We start from the raw sequence: 24,145 nt of genomic DNA on the forward strand, positions 1-24,145 counted from the left end.
GAACTGTTAACTCTCTTGTCGCTTTCAGGGCGATCTGACCTTGTATTCGTTACCCATCCGTGACGATACTTAGTTATTTTTAAATAGATTGGCTTCAGATAACTACAATAATTGTCGAGCGGTGCTAATCGATGTTCGATCGAGATTTATTTTTTTACTTTGAGATTCTTGCATATCTTCTGGGATTATTGACGACTTTAGCCGTGGTGTCCGCGATTTATCTTAAGTGGCAGCCAATGCCCCCTCGTCTGCCGCCGGCCGAAGAGCAACGGCAGTTGCCACAATTAAACGATGATTTATCTGCCGGATTGAAAATTCGGAAAAACTTTGTGATTTTTCCCAACTCAAATCGGTTGCCGGCAACTGACAGCTTCTTGGGTAAAGTTTTAGGTATGGGTCGCGCTGTATTCTTGGCTAAGCAACAGCGCCTAAGTGTGAATTATTCGCCTATTCTGGGGCCTGGAAATAGCAAAACGCTAAGTCTGAGCATTGCGGGTTCGATGGGGCAAAATCCCGATCGCCCGAATGCCGAGAATCCTCCCAAAGTTACTGCTTCCGCGCAATTAGAGGAAGATTTACTGGGCGAAATCCTAGCAGGTACTGATTCGCCGGGGGGAGCAGAATTCTTTGATGCCTTAGTTTGCCACTTAGCCTCAGCACTCGGAGTTCGCACCGCCGTCGCTGCCAAATCGATTAAGTCGAAGGCACGCACCGATGCTGGTGCTGATAGATTGCAAGTTATCAGTTTTTGGAGCGACGGACAGCAGCCAAACTTTGAGTGCGACACCGCCAATACTCCCGAAGCGCGGGTGCTGGAGGGGGGAATGTATTCCTGTCCAGACAACCTCTGGGAAACCTTTCCAGAAGACCGCAGACCGGTAGTTACAGGTGCGCGCAGTTTTCTGGGAGTTTTGCTGAAAAACTCTTACGGCGAACCTTTAGGCATTATTTGTATTTTCCACGATCGACCTTTGGTGGAAGCACATCTTGCCAAATTCCGATTAATTCTCAGCATCTTTGCGGGACGGGCAGCCGCCGAATTAGAGCGGCAGCGCCTAGAAGCAGCACTGTCCACTGTAGAAGCGAAATACTGCGCCCTGGTAGAACAAATGCCGGCTGTCACCTACATTTCTCCCCTCAACCGCAAGGCGGCAAAACTTTACATCAGCCCGCAAATCGAGACTTTTCTAGGTTATTCTGTAGCTGAATGGAGAGCCGATCCCGACCTGTGGCTGAAACTCGTTCACCCAGAAGACCGTGACCGCGTGTTAGTGGAAAACGCCACACAGAAATTCAGCGATGGAGAAGATATCTTCTGCGAGGGGTCGCTGGTTTCAGAATACCGCGCGATCGCCCGCAACGGCCGAGTCGTCTGGTTCCGGGATCAAGCGACCGCAGTTCGCGATGAAGCAAGCAAGTCTGTTATCCTTCAAGGCGCAATGTTTGACATCACCGAGACTAAAGTAGCTGCCAGCGCGCTGCTAGAAAGCGAATACCGCTATTACACCTTGGCAAAAATACTGCCGGTCGGGATTTTCCGCGCCGACGCTGCTGGAGATTGCTTGTACGTCAATGAGCGATTTTTGGAGATGGCGGGACTGACTGCGCCCAAGGCACTAGGCGAAGGTTGGGCCCAAAGTTTGCATCCCGAAGACCGCGATCGTGTTTTGAGCCAGTGGTATCGCGCTGTAACAGACAAGTTGCCCTGTAAGTTAGAGTACCGCTTTTGCAACGGTGACTTCACAACCTGGGTATTTTGGCAAGCAGTGCCAGAAATGACCCAAGGCGGGGAAGTTCTAGGCTATCTCGGCACGTTGACCGATATCACCGATCGCAAGCAGGCAGAATTCGCGCTGCAACAGGCGGAAGAGAAATACCGCAGTATCTTTGAAAATGCGATCGAAGGCATTTTCCAGACAACGACCGACGGACGCTACCTCAGCGCTAACCCTGCTTTGGCGAGAATTTACGGCTACGAGTCGGCCGCCGAATTGATCGCGAATATCCAAGACATAGACCGCCAACTTTACCTCGATCCCATCCGCCGCGTCGAGTTTTTGCGCGCGATCGAAAAACAGGGTTTTGTGTCTGAGTTCGAGTCCCAAGTTTACCGCGCTGACGGCACTACTATCTGGGTTTCCGAGAACGGCCGCGCAGTTCGCGATCCTGACGGAAATTTACTTTACTACGAAGGCACTGTCGAAGATATTACCCTCCGCAAAATAGCAGAAGATAAGTTAGTACACGATGCTTTGCACGATATGCTAACCGGTTTGCCCAACCGATCTTTATTTATGGATCGCTTGGGGCACGCGATCGATCTTTCAAAACGCCGCCCCGAGATTTTGTTTGCGGTGCTGTTTATCGATCTCGATCGCTTTAAGGTTGTTAACGACAGTTTGGGGCATTTAGTGGGCGATCGGTTGCTGATCGCGATCGCGCAGCGCCTGGGAATCTGTTTGCGCGCTGGAGATACCGTTGCCCGTCTCGGCGGCGACGAATTCGCTATTTTGCTGGAAAATATCAAAAGCACCGAGGATGCGATCCAGATTGCCGAACGAGTGCAAGCGGAACTGGCAGAGCCTTTTTACCTTAACGAATATCAAGTTTTTACCAGTGCTAGCATTGGGATTGTTTGTTCTGGTTTTCCTCCGTATCAAAGGGAAACCAGCAAACTGTCGAGCCCCGAAAATCTCGGAAATATCGATCGGGAAAGTTCTTTGTCTTGCTTATCTTCTGACTCTCCTGTTCCCAATGCCCCGTTGTCCATATTGTACGATCGGCCTGAAGAACTGCTCCGAGATGCAGATGCTGCCATGTATCATGCTAAGGGATTGGGCAAAGCTCGCCACGAAGTTTTTGACTTAAGTATGCACACTCGCGCCGTCGCCCTTTTGCAACTGGAAAACGACCTGCGACGCGCTTTAGACTCCCAGGAATTTCAGCTTTACTATCAGCCTATCGTCTCTCTAGTTACTGGTAGAATCAGCGGTTTTGAAGCGCTGATCCGGTGGTATCACCCGCAGCGGGGTGTCGTATCTCCTGGCGAGTTTATTTTAGTAGCTGAAGAAACTAGATTGATTATACCTATGGGCTGGTGGATGATGCGATCGGCTTGCCGTCAGATCCACGAGTGGCACCAAAAATTCCCAGCAAATCCGCCGTTGACTGTCAGCGTCAACCTTTCTAACCAACAATTTAAACAACCGGATTTAATCGATCGCATTCGTGAAATTTTACAAGAAACTCAGCTTGACCCCCGCACTTTAAAGGTAGAAATTACTGAAGGCGTCATCATGGAGAATGCCGAATCAGCAGTCGCTATCCTCGCGGAATTAAAAAATTTAGAAATTCAATTATATATTGACGATTTCGGCACTGGCTATTCTTCTTTGAGCCGCCTGCACACTTTTCCAACTGATGCTTTAAAAATCGATCGAGCTTTTGTCAGTCGCATGACTGAAGATGAAGGCAACGAAGCGATTGTACAGACTATTTTAATTTTAGCCAGTCATTTAGGCATGGATGTAATTGCTGAAGGCATCGAAACCATCGAACAGCTTAATTTACTCCGAGCGCTGCAATGCGAATACGGACAAGGATACTTTTTCTCAAAGCCGATAGACAGCATTGCAGCCACACTTTTGATAGAAAGTCAACCCAAATGGTAATGAGTCAGGAGTCATTAGTCATTAGTCATTAGTCATCAGTCATTGGTAATTGATAATTGGCAATAAGAAGTCGAAAGTTAAAAGTTAAAACATTCTTTCTGACTAATGACTAACAGGGCTGTTTCATTCGACCTAGGGGCCGTGCTACCCCTACTCCCCGTGCCGGCCCTCTTGGTCTGATCAGCCGATCGAATCGTCTAGGTCGGGGGTAGGCACGGGGGCACTACCCCTACAAAATTCATGTTTTTGGTGAGAATGAAACAGCCCTGATGACTAATGACTAATGACTAATGACTAATGACTCCTGACTCCTGACTTAAACTTTCGCTTCCAAAGACTTGAGAAACTCAGTATTTACCCCCGACTCCCGCGTCAGGGCAATTTTCCCAGTACGAGCAATTTCCTTAATCCCAAATCTATTCAGAACCTGGACGATCGCCACCATTTTACCGGGATCTCCGACAACTTCCAATGTCAGCGTATCATCACCAATATCCACCACTCGCGCTCTAAAAATTTGAGCTAACTCAATTATCTCCGATCGCGTTCCGCTAACAGCATTAACTTTCAGCAACATCAACTCCCGTTCCACACAGGGAATTTCCGTTATATCCTGAACTTTAAGCACGTTAATCAACTTGTACAGTTGCTTTGTCAACTGCTCGATAATCTGGTCATCTCCGGGTACAACCATCGTAATCCGAGACACTCCCCCTTGTTCCGCCGGGCCAACGGCCAGACTTTCAATATTAAAACCCCGACGGGCAAACAAACCAGCAATTCGAGTGAGGACACCCGCTTCATCTTCAACTAAAACCGAAAGAGTGTGTTTCATTTCTTCAAAAAAGACGCATTTCGTGCAATTCTACTTTCGCCAATTCGCCTTTTAGCAGAAGTGCACGGTCATTGAACCTTCATTAAACAATATGTTTGGCTCAAAATTCTTCAGGTGTTGTCCCTGACGGGGACTGAATTTTTGAGACCAATTGGTCTCAAAATTCCTTCAGAGAAAAAGCCGGTGTTGCAGTGAGGGCATCTGGTGGCGGACTTGTTCTAGTCGATCGGGATTAATTTCCGAATTTTTGAGACCAATTAATCTCAAAATTCCTTCAGAGAAAAAGCCGGTGTTGCAGTGAGGGCATCTGGCGACGGACTTGTTCTAGTCGATCGGGATTAATTTCCGAATTTTTGAGACCAATTGGTCTCAAAATTCCTTCAAAGAAAAACCCGGTGTTGCAGCGACGGCATTTGGCGGCGGACTTGTTCTAGTCGATCGGGATTAATTTCTGCAATCGCCACACCCGGTTCCTCTCCAGCATCCGCCAAAATGGCACCCCAAGGGTCTATAATCATCGCGTGACCGTGTGTTTGACGGCGGCCGTAGTGGTGTCCAGTCTGTGCCGGGGCGATCGTATAACAAGTATTCTCGATCGCCCTAGCTTGCAACAAAACCTTCCAGTGATCCTTGCCAGTGTAAGCGGTAAACGCCGCCGGCACGAACAAAATATCAGCCCCTTTGTATGACAAATGCCTGTACACTTCCGGGAACCGCACGTCATAGCACACCGAAAGTCCCAGCGTCCCCAAATCCGGCGACACATAAACAGGTGGCAAATCTTCACCAGCTTTCACAGTGTTCGATTCCCTGTAAGTAATGCCGTCTGGCACATTCACATCGAACAAATGTACTTTTCTGTACCTTGCCACTTCCGTGCCGTTTGGGTCTACAAGCAAACAAGTATTGTATACCTTCCCCCCCTCCGTCGGCACTGGAAATCCGCCGCCCAGAATCGTTACCTGGAACCGCTGGGCCATAGTTTTGATGAATTTTTCGCTCAGGAGCCCGATCGCCTCTGCTGAAGCAATCTTTTCCTCCTCTTCGCCCATAAACGAGAAATTTTCTGGTAAGGAAACTAACTCCGCACCTTGACGCACTGCCAGGTCGATTAATTCCTCTGCCTGAACCAAATTTTTTTGCAGGTCAGGCAAGCTAGTCATTTGAATTGCTGCGGCGAGATAAGACTTCATCGATTCAAAATATTAGTCAGTAGTCAGTAGTCAGTAGTCATTAGTCAGTAGTCAGTAGTCATTAGTCATTAGTCATTAGTCATTAGTCATTAGTCATTAGTCAATAGTCATTAGTAACTAATTTGATAACTAAATAGTTGATATCCGTGGATTTTTCCCATTTAGGGGCTGGCTTTGCACCAACTAATCTGGTTTGAGAGTTTTGATATTTGAGCTTTAAATTAACCTGTAACTCATCACTCAAAACTCAAAACTCTCAACTTTTTCCTCCTAGGTTTTGCAACCTAATTTCCCTCAAATCTTAAGGCATCGGATGGAAAAGCAGGTCGGGGAAAAAGCGGTTAAATTCAATTAAAGCCGCGCCTTGAATAGATAGCCAAAGGATAGCCAATACTGGTGCGGTCGAAAGAAACTTGACAAAGTATTGCATGAATTCTGCTCCTGAAAATTCGAGACAGTGGGTAATTGCCGATCGATAAGCGCGCTAATTGCTAATTTCTAGTTAATTACTTAACTGTTAGCTATTAGCTCTTCTCCATTTCCCAATTTTAGCGGGGGGAAACAGTAATTTCGTCGTCCTTGGCAAACATTTCACCGCTGGTGATTGATGTGAGAGCTGCCAGAGGCCATAAAACGCCGCTCAGCATACATTTGATTGCCAAAGGAACGTCGATAATAATCTCTTTTTCCTCTGGGGTTGCTGATTTTTTGGTAACTTGCAGATAAGAACGGCCTACCCAACCAATCCAACCAGCCATATACAAGAACAGTATGCTAGGAATCAAAAAGTCCCCTGCTTTGCTCAAGTTGCCGTCTACGATTAAGTGCGGGTATCCTTCCGGGCCGCACATAGCTTGAGAATAGCGATCGAATCTTGCTTTCGCAGATGCGGGGTCGCCATTGGTAGAACGTGCATTTTTAGCCAGTTCCTTGAATTCGGGAGAGTCTTTGCACGGCACTAAATTGTAAGCCGAAGCAACTGGAGCAAAACTGATCCAGACACTCAACACTAAAATTGCAGCAAACAATCGTCGCATGGAATTGTTTCCTTTTGTTACAAAACAATAAGTTTTTGTACAAGCATTTCAACTTGCCGATCTGGAATCCAGATTACCGTGTTTGTTGACAGTGTAAAGTATCCACCATTAATGCGGCAAAGCCCAATAGAATGAGGGATTCCCGTTTTCATAGGTCAATGCTGAGCTAGCAATACCGCGAGGATATTCCTTCATTGCATCCGATGATGGCCTTAGCTGTCGATCGGGCAAAAATCCCTTAACAATAACCTGAGTACAGGTTGAGCGGGGGACTTGCGCCGAATTAGTTAAGCTAGCAATAACTAACCTATCAAATAAAATTAGCAGTTAATGGCAACCATTTTCGCAATCGAAACAAGTTGTGACGAAACAGCAGCAGCAATTGTTAAGAATCGTCAAGTTTGCAGCAATGTTGTAGCATCACAAATTAAAATCCACGAGCAGTATGGCGGGGTAGTGCCGGAAGTGGCTTCGCGGAGTCACCTAGAAATGCTCAATCAGGTAATTGCCCAGTGTCTCGGTGAAGCAAACGTGAGTTGGTCAGAAATTGACGGCATTGCAGCGACTTGTGCCCCCGGTTTAGTAGGTGCATTGTTAGTCGGGCTGACAGCGGCGAAAAGCTTGGCAATAGTCCATCAAAAACCTTTTTTAGGCGTCCACCACCTCGAAGGACACATCTACGCTTCTTACCTTACCGAACCCGACTTGCAGCCACCGTTTTTGTGTTTGTTAGTTTCCGGGGGACACACTAGCTTTATTTACGTCAAAGATTGTGGCGTTTATGAAACAGTAGGGCAAACACGCGACGACGCCGCCGGCGAAGCTTTTGATAAAGTCGCGAGACTGTTGCAGCTAGGATATCCCGGCGGGCCGCTGATTGACAAATTGGCCGCCCTTGGCAATCCCCAAGCATACCCTCTACCAGAAGGCAGAATTTCCTTGCCTGGTGGTGGCTATCACCCCTACGACAGCAGTTTTAGCGGGTTGAAAACTGCTGTTTTGCAATTAGTACAGAAACTCAAGAAACAAAATAACAATGTGGGCGAGGAAGGCATCTTGTCTGCCTCTACAATTAATGATATTGCGGCCAGCTTTCAGGAAACTGTAGCTAAGGGTTTAACAAAAAGAGCGATCGACTGCGCGGTAAATTTCGGGCTTACCACTATTGTAGTCGGCGGGGGAGTTGCAGCAAACAGCGGACTCCGAAAACACTTACAAGCAGCAGCAGCAAAACACAACTTGCGGGTATTGTTTCCGCCATTAAAATATTGTACAGACAACGCAGCAATGATTGGCTGTGCGGCGGCAGAACACTTGCAGCGAGGACACACATCGCCGCTGACTTTGGGAGCAAATTCAAGAATGGCCCTCAGCGATATTATGGAACTGTACAAGAGTCATTAGGCATTGGGCATTGGGCATTGGGCATTGGGCATTGGGCATTGGGCATTGGGCATTGGTACTAACTCACAAATAACCAATAACTAATAACAACAGTCAACAGTCAACAGTTAACAGTCAACAGTCAACAGTCAACAGTCAACCAAACGATGAAAATCCGCGACGCAGAAGAAAGCGATTTGCCAGCAATTGTCGAAATATATAACGCAGCAATACCGGGCAGAATTGCCACAGCAGATTTAAAACCAGTCTCAGTCGAAAGCCGCCTCCCGTGGTACAGAGAACACTCCTCCCATTCCTGGCCGATTTGGGTAATGGAATCAGAACAAAATATTGTTGGCTGGCTGAGTTTGCAGATTTTCTACGGACGCGCCGCCTATCAGCATACAGCAGAAGTTAGCATCTACGTCGCACCCGATCGCCAACGCTGCGGAATCGGACAAAAATTATTGCAATCGGCAATTGTGCGGAGTCCAGAATTGAAGCTAAAAACTCTCATAGGAATAATTTTTGCTCACAATCAGCCGAGTGTAAGATTGTTTGAGAAATTTGGCTTTCAGCGCTGGGGATATCTGCCACAAGTTGCCGAACTTGACGGCCTTGAAAGAGATGTCGTAATTCTGGGTTTGCGCTGTCTGTAGGGAAACGGCAATGGCCATTGGTGTCAACTTAAACTGTCAGTCCGCCCAATCCTTCCGTCCGCCCGTCAGTCCGCCAGGGAATGAATTCCCTGTCTAATAGCGAAAGTCCTCTTAAGAGGACTAATGAATCTTAAATTTTTCTTCTGAGTCCTCTTAAGAGGACTTTCGCTTTGAGGCAGGGAATTCATTCCCTGCCGGACTATCGGTTGTACGTTAAGTTGTCACCAATGGGCAATGCCGTGTCCTAATTTGGAGGAAACGGCAATGCCGTTTCCCTACCTCAATCTGCTAAAATTGTAATTTCCTCCAAAGATGCGATCGCCACATCAGCATTTTCCAAATGACTAACCTGGGCCTTTCCCCAACAAATCCCGATACAGCCAGCCGCGCCCGCATTTTTACCCATCTGAATATCGCCCGCTGAATCTCCCACCATCAAAGTTGCTGCGGGATTTACTCCGAGTTTCTCACAAGCTTGCAAAAATAACTTCGGATCTGGTTTATGAACCGTTGAATCAACTCCCATTTCTAACTGAATCCACTCTGCTAATGCGTGGTGTTTCACAAACTTCTGCACAACCTCTGTCGTAGCAGCCGAAAGAATTCCCAGCTTTAAACCCGCTTCCGAAAGATATTTCAGCACTTCCAAACTGCCGACAAATAAAGGAGAAACAGCACTATTTTTAAACATTTCGTCAGCTTCGTCAAAAGCGCGGCGCGCAATAGTTAAAGATTCCAGCCATCCCCTGCCGGTTTCGGCGATGTATCCCGCTGCAACAATCTCATTTTCCCTGCGACTACCGACTGCTAGCAAGCCTGTGGGGTCGATGCTGCCAGGTTCGATGCCGAAAGCCATTTGTAAAGGCTCTCCAACGCCCGGAATTTGAGCGTCTGCGAGGCGCGATCGCTTCATCCCCAACAATCTCAAAAACTCCTGAGAATCCTCTAGAGTGCCGTCTTTGTCAAAGATTACGGCTTGGATATTAGAGAAGGTAATGCCCCGACATTTAATAGTTACCAAGAATCTGAACTCCGTAATATTTATATCAGGACACAACAATGTTGTGTCCCTACAATATCATGTGCGATCGATTAACCATAATACAATACGCTTGGGTTAGTGTGAAAAAAACCGATCGTGCGTAGGTTGGGCCCGTGAAACGGAGGGTGCGCTACGCTTGGAGCCCACCTACAGAAGAGTATTGAACCATAATATGGCGGCCGGGGCGGGTTTTTGAGATTGTCAATTATTGGCAGGTATTGTTGGTGAACCCGCCCCTACGAAAATCGCGCTTGATGACCGGAGATCATATCAGTGGCCGAGGCGGGTTTTTGAGATTGTCAATTATTGGCAGGTATTGTTGGTGAACCCTTCGACTACACTCAGGGCATCGCCCGCCCCTCAAAGAATCACGATCAATTGACATGATTTCTGTAGGGGCGGGTTCACCCTGATCTTCAACACAAATCCCAAATTCAATAAACCCGCCCCGGCCGGATATTACGATCGATCGACCGGACATGATATCATACAAAATATTTAAAATCGTCCTACTAAATTAGCCACCATTAATCCTAGTACAACCGGCTCGATCGGCTTAACCATATGCCTTTGAAAACCAGCTTCGATCGCCCTTTCGCGTTCTTTATCGCCCGCATAGGCAGTCAGCGCCGCGGCTGGGATTTCTCCTCCGGCTTCGGCAGCAAGAGCTCGCACTTCTCGAATTAAGAAAAACCCATCTTCCTCTGGCATTCCGAGATCGGAGATTAGCACGTCATATCTGCCGGGATTTTCAGTCAAAGCAGCGATCGCACTTCTGGCAGATGCAACTGCCAAAACCTCCGCCCCATAGCCTTCAAGCACAAATTGTAAGAACTCGTGCGTATCGATATCATCGTCTACGGCTAAGATGTGCAAGCCTTTTAGAGAGGGGACGCGATCGCTAGAGGCGTTTAAAGGCCCTACCAAAGCACTTGACTTTAAATCGATCGCCGATGTCAACTCTTGAGGCAGCGATCGCAACGGCAATCTCACAGTCATTGTAGTTCCTTGTTCCTCACCCGGACTTTCGGCTTGCACCGTTCCCCCGTGCAATTCAACCAGGTGACGCACGATCGATAAACCCAATCCCAGCCCTTGATTCCCTTTAAAGCTGCTGGAATCGGCTTGATGGAAACGATCGAAAATATACGGCAAAAATTGTGCCTCAATGCCTTTTCCCGTATCGCTGACTTGAAGTTGAGCATGATCCTCGATCGTCGATAGCATGATTTCCACTCGTCCCCCCGCCGGAGTAAACTTAATCGCATTCGACAGAAGATTCCACACAACTTGCTGCAAGCGATTGATATCCCCTAAAACAGTCGTAGAAATCAACTCCGAAACAATTTGAATGTTTTTTGCTTCGGCTGATAATTCAACCCCCTCCAGCGCAGCTTGCACCACTAACCGCAGATCGATCGGACAAATGCACAGTTGAAGCTTGCCAGTCGTAATCCGGGAAATATCCTGGATATCTTCGATTAACTGAGATTGCGCCATCGCGCTGCGCTCGATCACCTCTAAAGCCTTACTAACGTCTGCTTCCTTCAGTTTCCCGGAACGCAGAATTTTTGCCCAGCCCAGGATCGGAGTCAGGGGATTGCGTAATTCGTGGGAGAGATCCGCCAGAAATTCATCTTTACTACGGTTGGCTGTTTCTGCCTCGTGGCGGGCAAACTGTTCTTGCAATAATAACTGCGATCGTACAGTCTCAAACTGCTTGCGCTCCGTGATATCCTCGATCGACAACAGAATCATTAAAGCTCGATCTTCTGGTTCAAGTTTACAAGCATTCAGCAACATGGTTTTGGGCCCGATATTATCAAACAGGTGAGTCCACTCATAATTTTGAAGCTGAACATCACTAACCAGAATATCTTCCAGAATCCATCGCACTTGGGGGATATTCCACTGCCCGTTGCCTAGCTCAAACAGCGAAGATGTTGCTGCTTCTGACGGTGAAACCTGAAACATTTCATAGAACGAGCGATTTGCTTTATTCACTCGGAAATCAGCATCTAGGACGACTAAAGGCGTTTGCACAGTTTCCACAATGGTTTCAGCATAATTTCGGGCATCCTGCAAGGTTTTGGCACTGCGTTTAAGAGCATCAATATCGAGCAAAACCATCACCACACCGTCAATCTGGTTTTCCGTTGTCCGGTAAGGACGAATGCGGAGGTTGTACCAATATCCCGATAAAGTTTGAACTTCTTGTTCTTTCGTCTGGAGAGTATCAATCACCTCCAAAATCATCTGTTCCAAGTCAGGAAGGTTCAGAGTTGAGCGGATGTCGCTGAAATGTCGTCCAACATCTGTGGGAATCACACTAAAAATTTGCTGTGTCGCTGGCGTAAAGCGTCGAATCTGTAAATCGTTTGTCAGCATTAAGATAGGGATATTGATATTGGAAAGCAAATTTATCAGATCGTTATTGACCAGGCTTTGTTCAATATTCCGGCTGCGAAGTTCGTCGTTAGTGGTAGTGAGTGCCTCGTTAGTGGCTTGAATCTCTTCTTTGGCAGTTTCTAACTCCTCATTGGTGCTTTGCAACTCCTCGTTGCTCGATAGGATTTCTTCGTTCGCAACTTTGAGGTCTTGGTGGAGACCTTCCTGATCCTGGACCACAGCTTGCAGTTGGGCTTGAGCCACAGCTTTTTCTTGGTTAGCGGCTGCAAGTTGCTGCTTCAGCAGCTCAATTTCACAATATAGATCAGCTTGATCTAAGCTTTCCGAAGTAAGGGTGCTGAGGTTAAGCACACTGGGTGAAACTTCTTCAAATAGCACCAAAAAGTAGCGTCCTTCGACGGCCTGTGGCCGGAAGGGAATCACCTCAAAATTGACGATACTCGATCGTCCGGCTGATTCAAGCAATACCCTTTCTTTCCTAATCGTTACGTTCTGCGTTTCTGCCTCATAAATCGCGGTGCGAAGCTCAACCACCAAGCCTGCCCTTGCCATTGCCAGCAAGTTTAAGTTGGGCGTTCCGGCTACCACTCTCAAGTAAGGATCGGTGTCTCCCCGCACTTGCAGGATTTTCATCTGCTCGTTGACTACCACACTGGGTGGGGCATATCGATTTAAAATCAGTTGGTCAGTTTGTTGTTGTAAATCAAAGCTATTCCTAAACTTGTCCTTCTCTTGCTGCCGTTCACGTGCTTTAGCGATGGGATAGGAACTCGGCGTAAACGAAAGATTGGGACGAGTCGCAGTCAACTTTTTGGCATAAATTTTATACTTTTTATCCAATGAAGTAAACAAGTAGGAAAAATCTCCGGTACTCTCAGCAGTGCCTAACAAGAGAAAGCCCGTTGGGTTGAGACTGTAATGGAAAATCGGCATCACTTTTGTTTGCAATGACTCTCCAAAGTAGATCAGCACATTGCGACAGCTAACTAAATCGATATTGGAAAAAGGCGGGTCGCTGCCTAAGTCTTGTCGGGCAAATACACAAAGTTCACGGACTGCCTTGCTGATTTTATAGCTACCTCTTGCTTCGGGAATAAAGAAGCGAGTACGGCGCTCTGGTGAAACCTCTACCATCTGGTTTTCTGAGTAGACGCCAGACCTCGCTTTATCGATCGCCTGTTCGCCAATGTCCGTGGCAAAAATCTGAATCGGTGGCTGGATAGCTCGATCGCCCAAAAACTCTAACAAGCAAATCGCGATCGAATAAACTTCTTCACCTGTCGAACATCCCGCCACCCAGATCCGAATCGGAGCTTCTACCGATTTATTTTTGGTAATCGTGGGGAAAACCACGTCTTTTAACTTTTCAAAGGCTTCGGGATCGCGGAAGAAACTGGTAACGTGGATCAGGATTTCTTCATACAGGGCTGTGACTTCAGCCGAATTGTGTCGAAGATTTTGGGCGTAATCATTCCAGCTTTCGAGCTTGTACAACAGCATCCGTCGCTGGATGCGTCGAGCGATCGAGGTGGGTTTGTACTGGCTAAAATCAATGCTTGTGCTCGATTTCAGCACTGCAAAAATAGTTGCCAGGGCATCTCCCTGTTCGGGCGATTCCTCAACTTTTGTCAGGGGAAGCGGGCTAGTCAGAAACGGACTGCGACTATAGTTTGCCAGTTCCTCGGCAATTTTTTCCGGGGACATAATGAAATCAACATTGCCTGTCGCAACAGCGGTATTCGGCATACTCTCGACTTTTGCTGTGTCTTCACATTGAGCAAAAGTAATGCCTCCGGCTGCTTTGATTGCCTTGAGCCCGAGTGAACCGTCTCCGTCTCCCCCGGATAAAACTACGGCGATTGCTTTGTGCCCGCGATCGATCGCCAATGAGCTAAAAAACGCATCTCCCGGCAGATATTTGCCATAAATCTTCTCGCGCGGTGATAGTTGCAGCGTGCCTTTACATAGCACCATCTTGGTGTTGGGCGGAATAACGTAGACTTGATTGGGTTCTACAGCTACGCCGTCTTTTACCTCATTAACAGGCATTTGCGTCGTTCTCGCGAGAATCTCGCTCAGCAGACTTTTGTGATCGGGATGTAAATGCTGAATCAGCACAAACGCCATACCCGTATCGGCTGGTAAATTGCTCAGTAACCCCATGAATGCTGCCAAACCTCCTGCTGAGGCGGCAATCCCAACAATGGGAAACGGGGCATCGGTTTCGGCTAATTGTTCGGAATCGAGGGCGACTGGTGCGATCGATTCGGGTGTATTTTCTGGAGGTAATTGAGGAGAAGTCATGATGTGAAGTCCTTGACTTCAGTTATTTAGGAGCCAACATATTGGTAAGCGTGTGGCTGGTTAATTTAGACTATTTTTATCAGAGCTTAGGTTATCACCAGAAGGCTGGTAGCTTAAGGATGAGATGTGGCTTTTAAGTAGGGAAACTCCAACAGCCTTTCGTCGTGTCAACTTAAGCTGTCAGTCCAGCAAATCCTCACGCCCACCCTCCAGTCCGCCAGGGAATGAATTCCCTGTCTAATAGCTAAAGTCCTCTTAAGAGGACTAATGAGTTCTTCAGTCCTCTTAAGAGGACTTTAGCTTTGAGGCAGGGGTTTCAACCCTTGCCGGACTGTCGGACTGTCGGACTATTGGTTCTACCTGGTTGTTGACACGACGAAAGGCTCTTGGAGTGTCCCTACCCGTTATCTGTTGGAGTGTCCCTACCCGTTATCTGTTGGGGCGATCGCAACAATAGGCTGGCAATAACCAAGTAGTATATCAGCGTTTGTACCTAGCTTTTTTCAGCGACAAGTGTAGGAGACAGCGGGATTACTGATTCTGTATTAATTCTAGCAGTATAAGCGACTTGTGCGCCTTGTATTCCTTTTAAATCTTCTACTCGTTTTTGAATTTCGGAAACTCCAGCAGCTTTTAATGCTGTTAAAAATGCTTCGTCGCTGTAAACATCTTCGGAAAAGGAAACTTCGTCACTTTTAGAAAGATTTTGAATGCGGGCGGCTTTGTTGACTGTAGAGCCAAAATAGTCGATCGAATTATTAAGATTTACCAGCAAAGCCGTACCTCGGTGAATGCCAATTCTGACTTGAATCCACTCTTGTTGTTGGCGAGTTGAGTTATACTCTCTCAAACAACCTACAGCATCAGCGACAGCCATAATTGCTTGTTCGTTGCTGATAAAGGAAGCCATGACCGCATCGCCGATGGTTTTAATAACTTTACCGCCAAATTTCTCGATCGACTCAAAGAAAATTTCAAAATGATCGCGAACAATATTGTAAGCTTTAGTATCTCCCAGTGTTTCGTACATTCTGGTAGAACCGGTAATATCAGTAAACATAATAGTAATTGCCCGAATCTTGACTCGCTCTCTTTCCGATATTACTTGATTGCCGAACAAACGCTTATAATCCGGGTGATGAAGCAGTTGCATTCCTGACAGCCGCAGGGGCAGTTGTTCTACTGTCAATTCATCGGGCAATTCATCTGAATGCAAAATCAGCCCGGACAAATTGTGTTCGGTATTAGTTAATTCTAACTTAACTTTCCCCGGACGCACGGCCAGCTCTTTTTTGTCAAAATCTGGGCCGGCCAACTGCTTGAGTTTAATTTCTTGTATGGCTTCTGTTTCTGGGCCTTCAACCTTTAAAATCCCTTTAGCTAAAGTCAGGGGACAGCAGTAGCGGTATCGACCTTCTTCTAAGCTAACAGTCTCTGATTCGGTGCAGTATAAAGGCGTTACCAGTTGCAGTTTGCTCTGGAGTACGGGAGGGGGAGCACAGACGGGCCGCAGTTGCGGGTCTTCGATTTCTTTGTTTAGGGAAAAAGTAACTTCGACACGATCGAGCAAATCAATTTTAAACTCGCGCTCGCACATCGGGCAAAAAGACATTTCTGATGTGTCTGCCAACTCCTTAAATTCTTCTGTAATCATGTTGCAGTGGGGGCAGTGAATATCCCAGTGCAAGTCGAAGGCGCCGGCTTTCACTCCGTGCAGAAATTCGGAAGTAATTTTTTTAACATTCTTGACTGTATCGCCTGCTACATAGTAAGGATTAATTCTCAATCTCTGCAAAATGTGGGAACCGGTTAACCAGTTTTCAATTTGGTCGATCGTTCCTTTGCTACAATTGGGACGTTTTTTTAGCTGTTCTAATTTTTCTTTTAATAGTTCGATGTTCATAATCCACTTGCCTTTGACCGTCAGGGCAAGAAATTTATAAGAATTTTGTTGTAGAATTTGCTCTTCTTGTTGGTTCTGCCGTGAGAATTCTGATGAGCTTGCACCTGTGCCGATGTCTCTAACCTTTATAAATCTTAACAAATTAGCACGATGAAGGCCATGCCTATTTAGGCAGATTGATCGCGCTGCCAATTTTTTTAATTCAAAGTGCGATCGGTGCATCGGCCTACAGAAAGATATTAAATCTCGGTAATTAAAAATGGGGAATTGGCAATTGAGAATTCTAAACCAATACGCTTGGGTTAAAACTATTTATTCCGGGCGATATCCCCCTAAATCCCCCTGATTGTTGGGGGACGCAAGAGTAAGTTCTTGTCCCCCCCTTGTAGGGGCGGTGCCCCCGTGCCCGCCCGGTTGCGCCAGGGTGATCGAGCTTCACTGAACCGTATTGAACTGTCAACCACCCAGCAGCGACTAATGACTAATAATTAATGACTAACTAAAAAAAAAGAGGGAGTTTTCCCTCTTTTAATCACACTAACTGCGCTGTTATTCTTCCGTCGCAGGAGGGATTTCTTCCTCTACATCTAATACTGCTTCGGGTGCTGCTTCTGGTGCTGCTTCTGGTGCTGCTTCGGGTGCTACTTCCGGCAGATCCTCTTCCATTGCTGAGGGTACATCTTCGAGTATTTCGTCGGAGAGGTCATCATCAGCATCAGTTGAGTCTACAGGAATGTCTATGCCTGCTTTAGCTTGCTTTTGAGCGAGCATTTTCTCGCGGAACTTAGCTGCCATTTCCTCAGCTTTTTCGTATACCAATTCGCGATTTTTGACCATCGCGCCCGGTTCCGGTTCCAACTGCTTGGTGGAGAGAGAAATCCGGCCCCTCTCGGCATCCAAGTCAATGATCATCACTTTCACTTCGTCGTTGACATTGAAGACGCTATGAGGCGTATCGATGTGATCGTGCGAAATTTCCGAGATGTGCAGCAAGCCGCTGACGCCGCCGATGTCGATAAAGGCACCGTAAGGCTTGATACCGCGTACTGTACCGATGACGACTTCCCCGACTTCGAGGCGGTTCATCTTGCGCTCAACTAAGGCGCGACGATGACTCAACACTAGGCGGTTGCGGTCTTCGTCTACCTCTAAGAATTTTAATGGTAATTCTTCGGCGACTAATTCTTCCTTCGGTTTGCGGGTACTTATATGAGAACCGGGAATAAAGCCTCGCAAGCCTTCTATTCTCACGAGTGCGCCGCCGCGGTTGGTGGCAAATACTTGCGATCGTACTGTGGCATCTTCTGCTTGCAGTTGTCGCACTCTTTCCCACGCCCGCATATACTCGATGCGCCGGATGGACAGGGTTAATTGTCCGTCTTCATTTTCATCGGTTAGAATGAAAAATTCTCTGGTTTCGTTAGATTGCAATACCTCTTCAGGGCTTTCGACTCGATTGATCGACATTTCCTGAATGGGAATGTACGCTGCTGTTTTAGCACCGATATCAATCAGAGCGCCCCTCGGTTCTATACTAAAAACTGTACCCGCTACTACATCGCCCGGGCTAAAGTGATAGTCATATTTATCAAGTAGGGCTGCAAAATCTTCGTGAGTAAAGCCGATGTCTTTGACTGTGGTTTTGAGATTGACCATGCGAATAGTTTCCTAGGATTTCTCTCCTTCATGTTTTTCGTTTGTGCCGGCAGATATTAGAGATTTTGGTGAAAAAGCGATTAACTTTTTTCAAAATCTTTTACTAAAGTCAGTTTTTGCTAACTTTTGCCAGGTGCAACTGCACACCAGCGCTTGCCATTACTGTTACTCCATACTCTGTGTTAAAACGTTGAATCTTAACATTCCGAGTCAAGTAGACTATTTTGACACTCTCAGGTATAAATAAACTGAGATTCTTCGTTCAACGAGCCGACTTGCTGGCGACAGGATTACTCCCGTCTAAGTAGAGGTCGGTTTCTCCAGAAGCGTAAATTTCGGTATGCCCTACCGTATTTAATTAGGCACCGATCTTTAGTTAGGTTTTGTTCAAATGCGAGCTTTCCTAAACTGCAACACCGTTAGGTGTGACTACGCACTCAACTAATCCAGTTAAGTTTTTACGTTGTCTAGTTATACTCTATTTTAGACCGATGACGATCATATCACACCCAGCACTGTTACTGAGAAAAAAGAACACTCGCTCGAGTCAGTAACTCAGGGCTTAAGCCACTGAGCTTGTAAGAGAAATCGAACAAGCTGTACTGACCAGCCTAAGCCCTTCGCGGGCTACGTTATTAAGGTCACGACACCCTGGGATGCGAAGCTAGTCCCTCGCTCTGTCGCTGGTAGTTAAACAGTCTTAAAGTCCCTGAGACAGTGCTGCCAGCTTAACAAGCCTTTATAACCTTGGCGAAGCTAACATTACCCCGCAAGGGAAACTGAGGCAACCATACCTCGTCGGAGGGGCAACCATACCCCTCCAACCCCGAAAGGGGATTCAAGGCGATTGAAATCGCCGGGTCGTTTTCCACGAGCGGGCTGAAGCCACTGAGTTTCCCACTTACCGAGTGTTTTTTATGAGAGTCCCTTGAGTCGCTATTCCTCTGGGCCTTCCTCGCGACACGGTTTTCCATCTCAAGCGAATATTTCTCTAAATTAATTTAAGCGAGCTTAGCTGGGAGTAGCGCAGGATGCTGGGCTTTCTCGATCGACTGATTCCGAATCCGGCAAATCTGCGTCAAAATTCGGTCTAGTTTCTGTAACTTCAGCTTCGTTGAGGGGATTCTGAAGGTGATTTAGGGTATCTACAAAATCTCGGATGCCTCGAAATTGCCGATATACGGAGGCAAAACGGACATAAGCGACTTCGCTGAGCGGCCGCAGGTGCAACAGCACCAGTTCCCCTATTTCTGAACTGGCGATTTCTCGGAGCGATCGACCTTGGAGTTGGGCCTCGATTTCTTCGGCGAGAGTTTCGAGATGCCCGGAAGACAAACCGGTTTTTTCGCAGGCCCGAATCAATCCCCGAACTAATTTTGACCTGTCAAAAGATTCGCGCTTGCCGTCCCGCTTGATCACCGTAATCGGCACAAATTCTATGCGTTCGTAAGTTGTGAAGCGGTGCTGGCAGTTCAAACACTCACGCCGCCGACGGATGCTTTGACCTGATTCGGCTGAACGCGATTCTAGAACGCGGCTATTTGTGTGTTGGCAGGAGGAACAGCGCATGATTGCTGATTTTAACAGGCATTGCCAGCAAATTGCCATTCATCTAACCGCTTGGGGTCTGATGAATGGCTGGACTAGAAAAATCACTTAGCACACAGCGGTGAAAGAGTCCCGCACCAAATTAGATCACTATGATGCGGGCTAACCGCAGTCCGGTTCAGGATATTTTGGACTTACCGCAGGCGTATAGCTAATTATTTGCCAATCCGGGGAGGTTCCCGAAATGCGATCGCAAAAAATAGTACGCCTATGGCTAAAGCCAGAATCAAAATGTAAGCAACACTTTCCATGTTAAATTTTCCCTATCTTCCCTTGCCGTATTATTTTATCGTGAACAAACCTGACGGTCAACTGAGTACAGTTAGACCGCAGGCTTCTTTTTCCTTTTTTTCAAAGGCTTTTTATAGTGAGGTAGTTCCACCCCCACTTGCTAATATAGTATCAGAGTATTTCCCGATCATCTTGGGGTTTAAAAGAATAATTGTCGGTTTCGGTACCGAAACCCGACGAGCCTTTCATCCCAAGGAGTAATTCCCAACGGGGTAATTCGCGCAGCGCTCAGATTAATCCCCTCTAAATATACGCCCGGAACTTCCCGGCTGGTAGTTAATTGCTGGTTTTATTCTTAACTAAAAAAACCCGGTTTCTTAAAGAAACCGGGTTTTTGTGTAGCGGGGAAGTTTCCCCCCTACCCAGAGGCTGGCGAAATTTAGAGAGGTTCTTCTCTTCTGGTGGTCACGTCGCCCAGTTTTTGGAACAGGCCCCACTCGACTTGTTCTTCCAGGTCAGCCTCAACTCCAGCAAACACGTCGCGGAAAATAGTCCGAGAACCGTGCCAGATATGGCCGAAGAAGAACAGCAAAGCAAAGCAAACGTGTCCGAATGTGAACCAACCGCGAGTCGAAGTGCGGAACACCCCGTCAGAATTCAAGGTTTCGCGATCGAATTCAAATACTTCACCTTTTTGAGCAGCGCGAGCAAACTTCTTAACATCTAGAGGATTATTAAAGGTTTGACCGTTAAGTTCGCCGCCGTAGAAGCTGACGGTAACTCCGCTTTGTTCAAAGCTGTATTTTGATTCAGCACGGCGGAAGGGGATGTCAGCGCGAACGACCCCATCTTTGTCCGTCAAAATTACTGGGAAGGTTTCAAAGAAGTTGGGGAGGCGGCGAACCGACAATACCCGACCTTCGCTGTCAGTAAATACTGGATGGCCCAGCCAAGATTTAGCAATACCGTCGCCATTGACCATCGCGCCGGCCCGGAACAAACCGCCTTTAGCAGGAGAGTTGCCCACGTAGTCGTAGAAAGCCAATTTTTCGGGAATTTGTTCGTAAGCGGATTGGAAGCTAGCGCCACCGGCCAAGCTAGCTTGAGCTCTGCGATCGATTTCTTGTTGGAAATAGCCACTGTCCCACTGATAGCGAGTCGGGCCAAAAAGTTCGATCGGAGTTGCAGCAGAACCGTACCACATCGTACCGGCAACCACAAAGGCTGCAAAGAACACGGCAGCGATACTGCTAGAAAGTACAGTTTCGATATTCCCCATCCGCAGGGCTTTGTAAAGACGTTCCGGCGGCCGCACTGTCAAGTGGAACAAACCGGCAATTACGCCGACTACGCCCGCTGCAATGTGGTGAGCCACGATGCCGCCCGGATTGAACGGATCGAAGCCTTCAGGGCCCCAAGCAGGCGCCACTGGCTGGACGTGACCGGTCAGGCCGTAGGGGTCGGACACCCACATTCCTGGGCCAAAAAGTCCCGAAAGGTGAAATGCGCCGAAGCCGAAGCAAAGCAAGCCGGAGAGGAACAGGTGAATGCCAAACATTTTTGGCAAGTCGAGGGCCGGTTCACCGGTGCGAGGGTCTCTGAAAAGTTCTAAGTCCCAAAATACCCAGTGCCAAACTGCTGCTAAGAACAGCAGGCCAGAGAGGACGATGTGAGCGACGGCGACGCCTTCAAAGGACCAGAAGCCCGGATCGACGTTACCTTCGCCAGTGATGCTCCAACCGCCCCAAGAACCCGTAACTCCCAAGCGAGTCATGAAGGGCAACACGAACATCCCTTGACGCCACATTGGGTTCAGAACTGGGTCTGTGGGATCAAAAACTGCTAGTTCATAAAGGGCCATTGAGCCGGCCCAACCTGCCACGAGGGCAGTGTGCATTAAGTGTACAGAAATCAATCGGCCTGGGTCATTTAAGACGACTGTGTGTACGCGATACCAGGGTAGTCCCATTGACTGCGGTTCTCCAAGGTGTAAGTGATGATGTCTATTTTTACGGAAAAATCAGATTCTAAATCCCCAGCAGTTACCTGCAGGGTTTAAACTCTGCCTTTTGCCGACTGCCATCTACCTTCAAAGGTGGAGGCATAAAAATGAAAGTTATTTAAAGAAGTGTATCGAGTGTTAGAACCGATTGCAATATGTTGAGCATTACATTAGTTGCGGGTTTCCCATTTCGCAGCGGGCGGCGATCGTCCCGAGGCGTTCGAGGACTTGCTCGGCATCGATCAGTCTGGTGAGCTTAACGTTGCCGATATTTTTGGCGGGATCGGCAGGATCGGGAGAGACGGCAGGTTGGACTTCTACCATGAGTACAGCGTCTTCTACGCGGTAGAGCCACATTTTTTCGTTGCGATCGGAAAGACAGAGGTTGAGCTGTTGGATGTCTGGCTGGCGTCTCCAGGCGGCGTGAGTCCACTCGCCGCCAACGCCCCACACGCGCCCAACTTTCCAGCCGTCGGATAAGAAGAAGTATTTCACTTGTGTACGCTTGTTGAGATTTTTTTGTCTAACATAACGCAAAACTGCAATTGTACGGAATTATTGAACTGCGAAGACGCGAAGGGTGCATATAAATATTGTTATTCGATCGACTATTGCCTATAATATGCTATGTAAGGCATAATTGATCCAAATAACATGGAACATTGAGTTTCACTTTGATTTTTACTCTGAGTTTACCGAATTCCCCACTGATGTCAGATTAGAGCTTTTAGCAAAACTCACACTGTTACAAGAATTTGGCCCAAACCTCAAGCGTCCTCACGTCGATACTCTCAATGGTTCTACCTACACCAATATGAAAGAACTTAGGTTTCAGGCGGCTGATGGAGTTTGGCGAGTCGCTTTTGCCTTTGACCCCCGCAGAGAAGCGATTTTGTTGGTAGCTGGGGACAAATCGGGTAGTAGTGAGAAGCGATTTTACAAGCAAATAATTAAGATAGCAGATAGTAGATTTGCCGACCATTTGAATAAGTTAATGGAGCAAGAAACAGATGACAATTAGCCTGAAGACTATTATGGAAAATTTGCCTCCCGAACAACGAGCAATAGTCGAAAAGCGATCGGTTGAATTAATGGCTGAAGAAATGACATTGCAAGACTTACGAAAAGCAAGGAAATTTACTCAGATTCGCATGGCAGAATTATTAAATATGCGTCAAGAAAATGTCTCGCGACTCGAACGCCGTGCGGATTTGTTGGTATCTACTTTGCAAAGTTATATTGCGGCAATGGGGGGGGAGTTGTCATTTGTCGTAGAATTCAAAGATCGACCCCCCGTAAAAATTACTGGATTAACATCAATGTTTGAAGAAAGCAGCTACACTAATGGAGAGGAAGAGTTTTAATGGAGGAACACCGTTTTTTTAGTGAGAGCGATCGAGTCTTCAAAGTCGTTTGCGGTGTGCAAAATTTTGGATTAGCTGAGAGTATTTAGGCAAGTAGCTTGGGTTAGGTTGGGATCGACGGTGGCGAGGGTTAGTTCGTAATGAACGGCGGTGGCGGCAATGAATCTATCTGCGGGGTCTTGGTGTATTATATCTAGTTGACGGCTCAGAATCGCAATTTCATTGGTGAGGATTGCTTCTTTGGTGTCGAGTTCTTGTAGGCTTTTTTGAATCCATTTTTCTGGTGTGGGTTCTAGGGTTAATCTTCCTTTTTCGGCGAGTAGTAGGGTTTCCCAAATGCTAATGGGACTTAACCAAAGTTCGTTTTCTTCGTTAGCAATCGCCGTTTGTAAAGTGGTTGATAGGCGAGGATTCCCAAGACGATACCAAAGCCAAATGTGGGTATCTAGTAAGAGTTTCATGACAGGACATCCCAAGTTACGATGTTAGAGGTTGGCTCGATGATATCTCCGATAATTTTGCCGCTATCTTTGACAGATCCGAAGGCTGCTCGTTTACTTTTTTGGATGGGGGAGATAATGGCAACAGGCCGATCGTTTTGGGCGATGGTGAGGGGTTCGCCTGTTTGTATGGCTTGGGTGAGTAGGGCTTGGATGGTTTCGGGAAGGTCGGAAAGGGCGATCTGTGTCATGGTGTTAGTAGGGTTGGTGGCAGGTTAGGGGATAGGGACTTGCCGTACATCGATTTTAAGCGGTTCGTAACGGTTAGGGTTGCGGTAATTTTGCCTCTTTGGTCGTTTGCAGTCGATCGCATCATCTTAATCTCGGTTAATATACCTCAATTATGGC

At 47.2% G+C, this 24,145-nt stretch carries 19 protein-coding genes; 5 read left to right on the top strand and 14 right to left on the bottom strand.

The window, feature by feature from the left end:
* The first annotated feature begins 131 nt into the window (after positions 1–131).
* Positions 132–3,671, top strand: coding sequence for an EAL domain-containing protein (locus QT990_RS08135; protein ID WP_333465112.1), 3,540 nt, complete (start codon positions 132–134; stop codon positions 3,669–3,671).
* A 316-nt stretch (positions 3,672–3,987) separates the two neighbouring features.
* Here QT990_RS08135 and ilvN read toward each other — a convergent pair whose 3' ends face one another.
* From ilvN to QT990_RS08160, 4 genes are all read right to left on the bottom strand, one after another.
* Positions 3,988–4,506 carry an acetolactate synthase small subunit gene (ilvN, locus tag QT990_RS08140; RefSeq protein ID WP_333138820.1) on the bottom strand — a complete coding sequence of 173 codons (519 nt, stop codon included), beginning with the start codon at positions 4,504–4,506 and terminating at the stop codon, positions 3,988–3,990.
* 380 nt (positions 4,507–4,886) lie between these two features.
* Complete coding sequence (locus tag QT990_RS08150) at positions 4,887–5,699, bottom strand: carbon-nitrogen hydrolase family protein (RefSeq protein WP_333138818.1); 813 nt, start codon at positions 5,697–5,699, stop codon at positions 4,887–4,889.
* Between the two features lie 301 nt (positions 5,700–6,000).
* Positions 6,001–6,129, bottom strand: a complete 129-nt coding sequence (psaJ, locus tag QT990_RS08155) for a photosystem I reaction center subunit IX (RefSeq protein ID WP_106151078.1) — start codon at positions 6,127–6,129, stop codon at positions 6,001–6,003.
* Positions 6,130–6,247: 118 nt separating this feature from the next.
* Positions 6,248–6,736 carry a Photosystem I reaction center subunit III gene (locus QT990_RS08160; protein WP_333138816.1) on the bottom strand — a complete coding sequence of 163 codons (489 nt, stop codon included), beginning with the start codon at positions 6,734–6,736 and terminating at the stop codon, positions 6,248–6,250.
* Between the two features lie 330 nt (positions 6,737–7,066).
* Here QT990_RS08160 and tsaD point away from each other — a divergent pair, with 330 nt between their 5' ends.
* Both tsaD and QT990_RS08170 read left to right on the top strand, forming a co-directional pair.
* Positions 7,067–8,140, top strand: a complete 1,074-nt coding sequence (gene tsaD / locus QT990_RS08165; RefSeq protein WP_333138814.1) for a tRNA (adenosine(37)-N6)-threonylcarbamoyltransferase complex transferase subunit TsaD — start codon at positions 7,067–7,069, stop codon at positions 8,138–8,140.
* A gap of 146 nt (positions 8,141–8,286) precedes the next feature.
* Positions 8,287–8,778, top strand: a complete 492-nt coding sequence (locus tag QT990_RS08170; RefSeq protein ID WP_333138810.1) for an N-acetyltransferase family protein — start codon at positions 8,287–8,289, stop codon at positions 8,776–8,778.
* A gap of 280 nt (positions 8,779–9,058) precedes the next feature.
* On the opposite strand, the gene QT990_RS08175 is transcribed toward QT990_RS08170, so the two are convergent.
* The 8 genes from QT990_RS08175 to QT990_RS08210 form a co-directional block, all read right to left on the bottom strand.
* The gene (locus tag QT990_RS08175) at positions 9,059–9,799 is read right to left on the bottom strand and encodes an HAD family hydrolase (protein ID WP_333138808.1); all 741 of its coding nucleotides are present in this window, start codon (positions 9,797–9,799) and stop codon (positions 9,059–9,061) included.
* Positions 9,800–10,318: 519 nt separating this feature from the next.
* Positions 10,319–14,533 carry a chemotaxis protein CheB gene (locus tag QT990_RS08180; RefSeq protein WP_333138806.1) on the bottom strand — a complete coding sequence of 1,405 codons (4,215 nt, stop codon included), beginning with the start codon at positions 14,531–14,533 and terminating at the stop codon, positions 10,319–10,321.
* 493 nt (positions 14,534–15,026) lie between these two features.
* Positions 15,027–16,436, bottom strand: coding sequence for an adenylate/guanylate cyclase domain-containing protein (locus QT990_RS08185; protein WP_333138804.1), 1,410 nt, complete (start codon positions 16,434–16,436; stop codon positions 15,027–15,029).
* A gap of 549 nt (positions 16,437–16,985) precedes the next feature.
* A complete protein-coding gene (locus tag QT990_RS08190) occupies positions 16,986–18,092 on the bottom strand; it encodes a 30S ribosomal protein S1 (RefSeq protein ID WP_333138803.1) in 1,107 nt (368 codons plus the stop codon).
* A gap of 1,011 nt (positions 18,093–19,103) precedes the next feature.
* Positions 19,104–19,661: a transcriptional regulator NrdR gene (gene nrdR / locus QT990_RS08195; RefSeq protein WP_333138882.1), complete on the bottom strand. Its 558-nt coding sequence runs from the start codon at positions 19,659–19,661 to the stop codon at positions 19,104–19,106.
* A 194-nt stretch (positions 19,662–19,855) separates the two neighbouring features.
* Entirely contained in the window at positions 19,856–19,951 is a 96-nt protein-coding gene (locus QT990_RS08200) for a photosystem II reaction center protein T (RefSeq protein ID WP_006635641.1), read from the bottom strand.
* A gap of 419 nt (positions 19,952–20,370) precedes the next feature.
* Complete coding sequence (gene psbB, locus QT990_RS08205; RefSeq protein WP_333138801.1) at positions 20,371–21,900, bottom strand: photosystem II chlorophyll-binding protein CP47; 1,530 nt, start codon at positions 21,898–21,900, stop codon at positions 20,371–20,373.
* A 198-nt stretch (positions 21,901–22,098) separates the two neighbouring features.
* On the bottom strand, positions 22,099–22,428 hold the full coding sequence (locus tag QT990_RS08210; protein WP_333105475.1) for a hypothetical protein: 330 nt from the start codon (positions 22,426–22,428) through the stop codon (positions 22,099–22,101).
* Positions 22,429–22,573: 145 nt separating this feature from the next.
* On the opposite strand from QT990_RS08210, the gene QT990_RS08215 reads away from it, so the two are divergent.
* Together QT990_RS08215 and QT990_RS08220 are read left to right on the top strand one after the other, a co-directional pair.
* Positions 22,574–22,954 carry a type II toxin-antitoxin system RelE/ParE family toxin gene (locus tag QT990_RS08215; protein WP_333138800.1) on the top strand — a complete coding sequence of 127 codons (381 nt, stop codon included), beginning with the start codon at positions 22,574–22,576 and terminating at the stop codon, positions 22,952–22,954.
* Entirely contained in the window at positions 22,944–23,297 is a 354-nt protein-coding gene (locus tag QT990_RS08220) for a transcriptional regulator (RefSeq protein WP_333105480.1), read from the top strand. The genes QT990_RS08215 and QT990_RS08220 overlap by 11 nt, the downstream gene beginning before the upstream one ends.
* 71 nt (positions 23,298–23,368) lie before the next feature.
* Here the strand turns inward: QT990_RS08220 and QT990_RS08225 are convergent, their stop codons facing one another.
* Positions 23,369–23,758 (bottom strand): PIN domain-containing protein, encoded by a 390-nt coding sequence (locus tag QT990_RS08225; protein ID WP_333138798.1) that lies wholly within the window; start codon positions 23,756–23,758, stop codon positions 23,369–23,371.
* Positions 23,755–23,988 carry a type II toxin-antitoxin system Phd/YefM family antitoxin gene (locus tag QT990_RS08230; RefSeq protein WP_333138797.1) on the bottom strand — a complete coding sequence of 78 codons (234 nt, stop codon included), beginning with the start codon at positions 23,986–23,988 and terminating at the stop codon, positions 23,755–23,757. Before QT990_RS08230 ends, QT990_RS08225 begins: the two co-directional genes overlap by 4 nt.
* Positions 23,989–24,145: the final 157 nt, after the last annotated feature.

This window comes from Microcoleus sp. T3_B1 (assembly GCF_036700445.1).
Lineage (GTDB): Bacteria > Cyanobacteriota > Cyanobacteriia > Cyanobacteriales > Microcoleaceae > Microcoleus.

Excerpts from the sequence above, each read along its gene's own strand:
- QT990_RS08200 (WP_006635641.1), bottom strand. The coding sequence starts at position 19,951 with ATGGAAAGTGTTGCTTACATTTTGATTCTGGCTTTAGCCATAGGCGTA.
- tsaD (WP_333138814.1), top strand. The coding sequence starts at position 7,067 with ATGGCAACCATTTTCGCAATCGAAACAAGTTGTGACGAAACAGCAGCA.
- psbB (WP_333138801.1), bottom strand. The coding sequence starts at position 21,900 with ATGGGACTACCCTGGTATCGCGTACACACAGTCGTCTTAAATGACCCA.
- QT990_RS08150 (WP_333138818.1), bottom strand. The coding sequence starts at position 5,699 with ATGAAGTCTTATCTCGCCGCAGCAATTCAAATGACTAGCTTGCCTGAC.
- nrdR (WP_333138882.1), bottom strand. The coding sequence starts at position 19,661 with ATGCGCTGTTCCTCCTGCCAACACACAAATAGCCGCGTTCTAGAATCG.
- QT990_RS08190 (WP_333138803.1), bottom strand. The coding sequence starts at position 18,092 with ATGGTCAATCTCAAAACCACAGTCAAAGACATCGGCTTTACTCACGAA.
- ilvN (WP_333138820.1), bottom strand. The coding sequence starts at position 4,506 with ATGAAACACACTCTTTCGGTTTTAGTTGAAGATGAAGCGGGTGTCCTC.
- QT990_RS08185 (WP_333138804.1), bottom strand. The coding sequence starts at position 16,436 with ATGAACATCGAACTATTAAAAGAAAAATTAGAACAGCTAAAAAAACGT.
- QT990_RS08225 (WP_333138798.1), bottom strand. The coding sequence starts at position 23,758 with ATGAAACTCTTACTAGATACCCACATTTGGCTTTGGTATCGTCTTGGG.
- QT990_RS08170 (WP_333138810.1), top strand. The coding sequence starts at position 8,287 with ATGAAAATCCGCGACGCAGAAGAAAGCGATTTGCCAGCAATTGTCGAA.
- QT990_RS08220 (WP_333105480.1), top strand. The coding sequence starts at position 22,944 with ATGACAATTAGCCTGAAGACTATTATGGAAAATTTGCCTCCCGAACAA.
- QT990_RS08160 (WP_333138816.1), bottom strand. The coding sequence starts at position 6,736 with ATGCGACGATTGTTTGCTGCAATTTTAGTGTTGAGTGTCTGGATCAGT.
- psaJ (WP_106151078.1), bottom strand. The coding sequence starts at position 6,129 with ATGCAATACTTTGTCAAGTTTCTTTCGACCGCACCAGTATTGGCTATC.
- QT990_RS08230 (WP_333138797.1), bottom strand. The coding sequence starts at position 23,988 with ATGACACAGATCGCCCTTTCCGACCTTCCCGAAACCATCCAAGCCCTA.
- QT990_RS08180 (WP_333138806.1), bottom strand. The coding sequence starts at position 14,533 with ATGACTTCTCCTCAATTACCTCCAGAAAATACACCCGAATCGATCGCA.
- QT990_RS08135 (WP_333465112.1), top strand. The coding sequence starts at position 132 with ATGTTCGATCGAGATTTATTTTTTTACTTTGAGATTCTTGCATATCTT.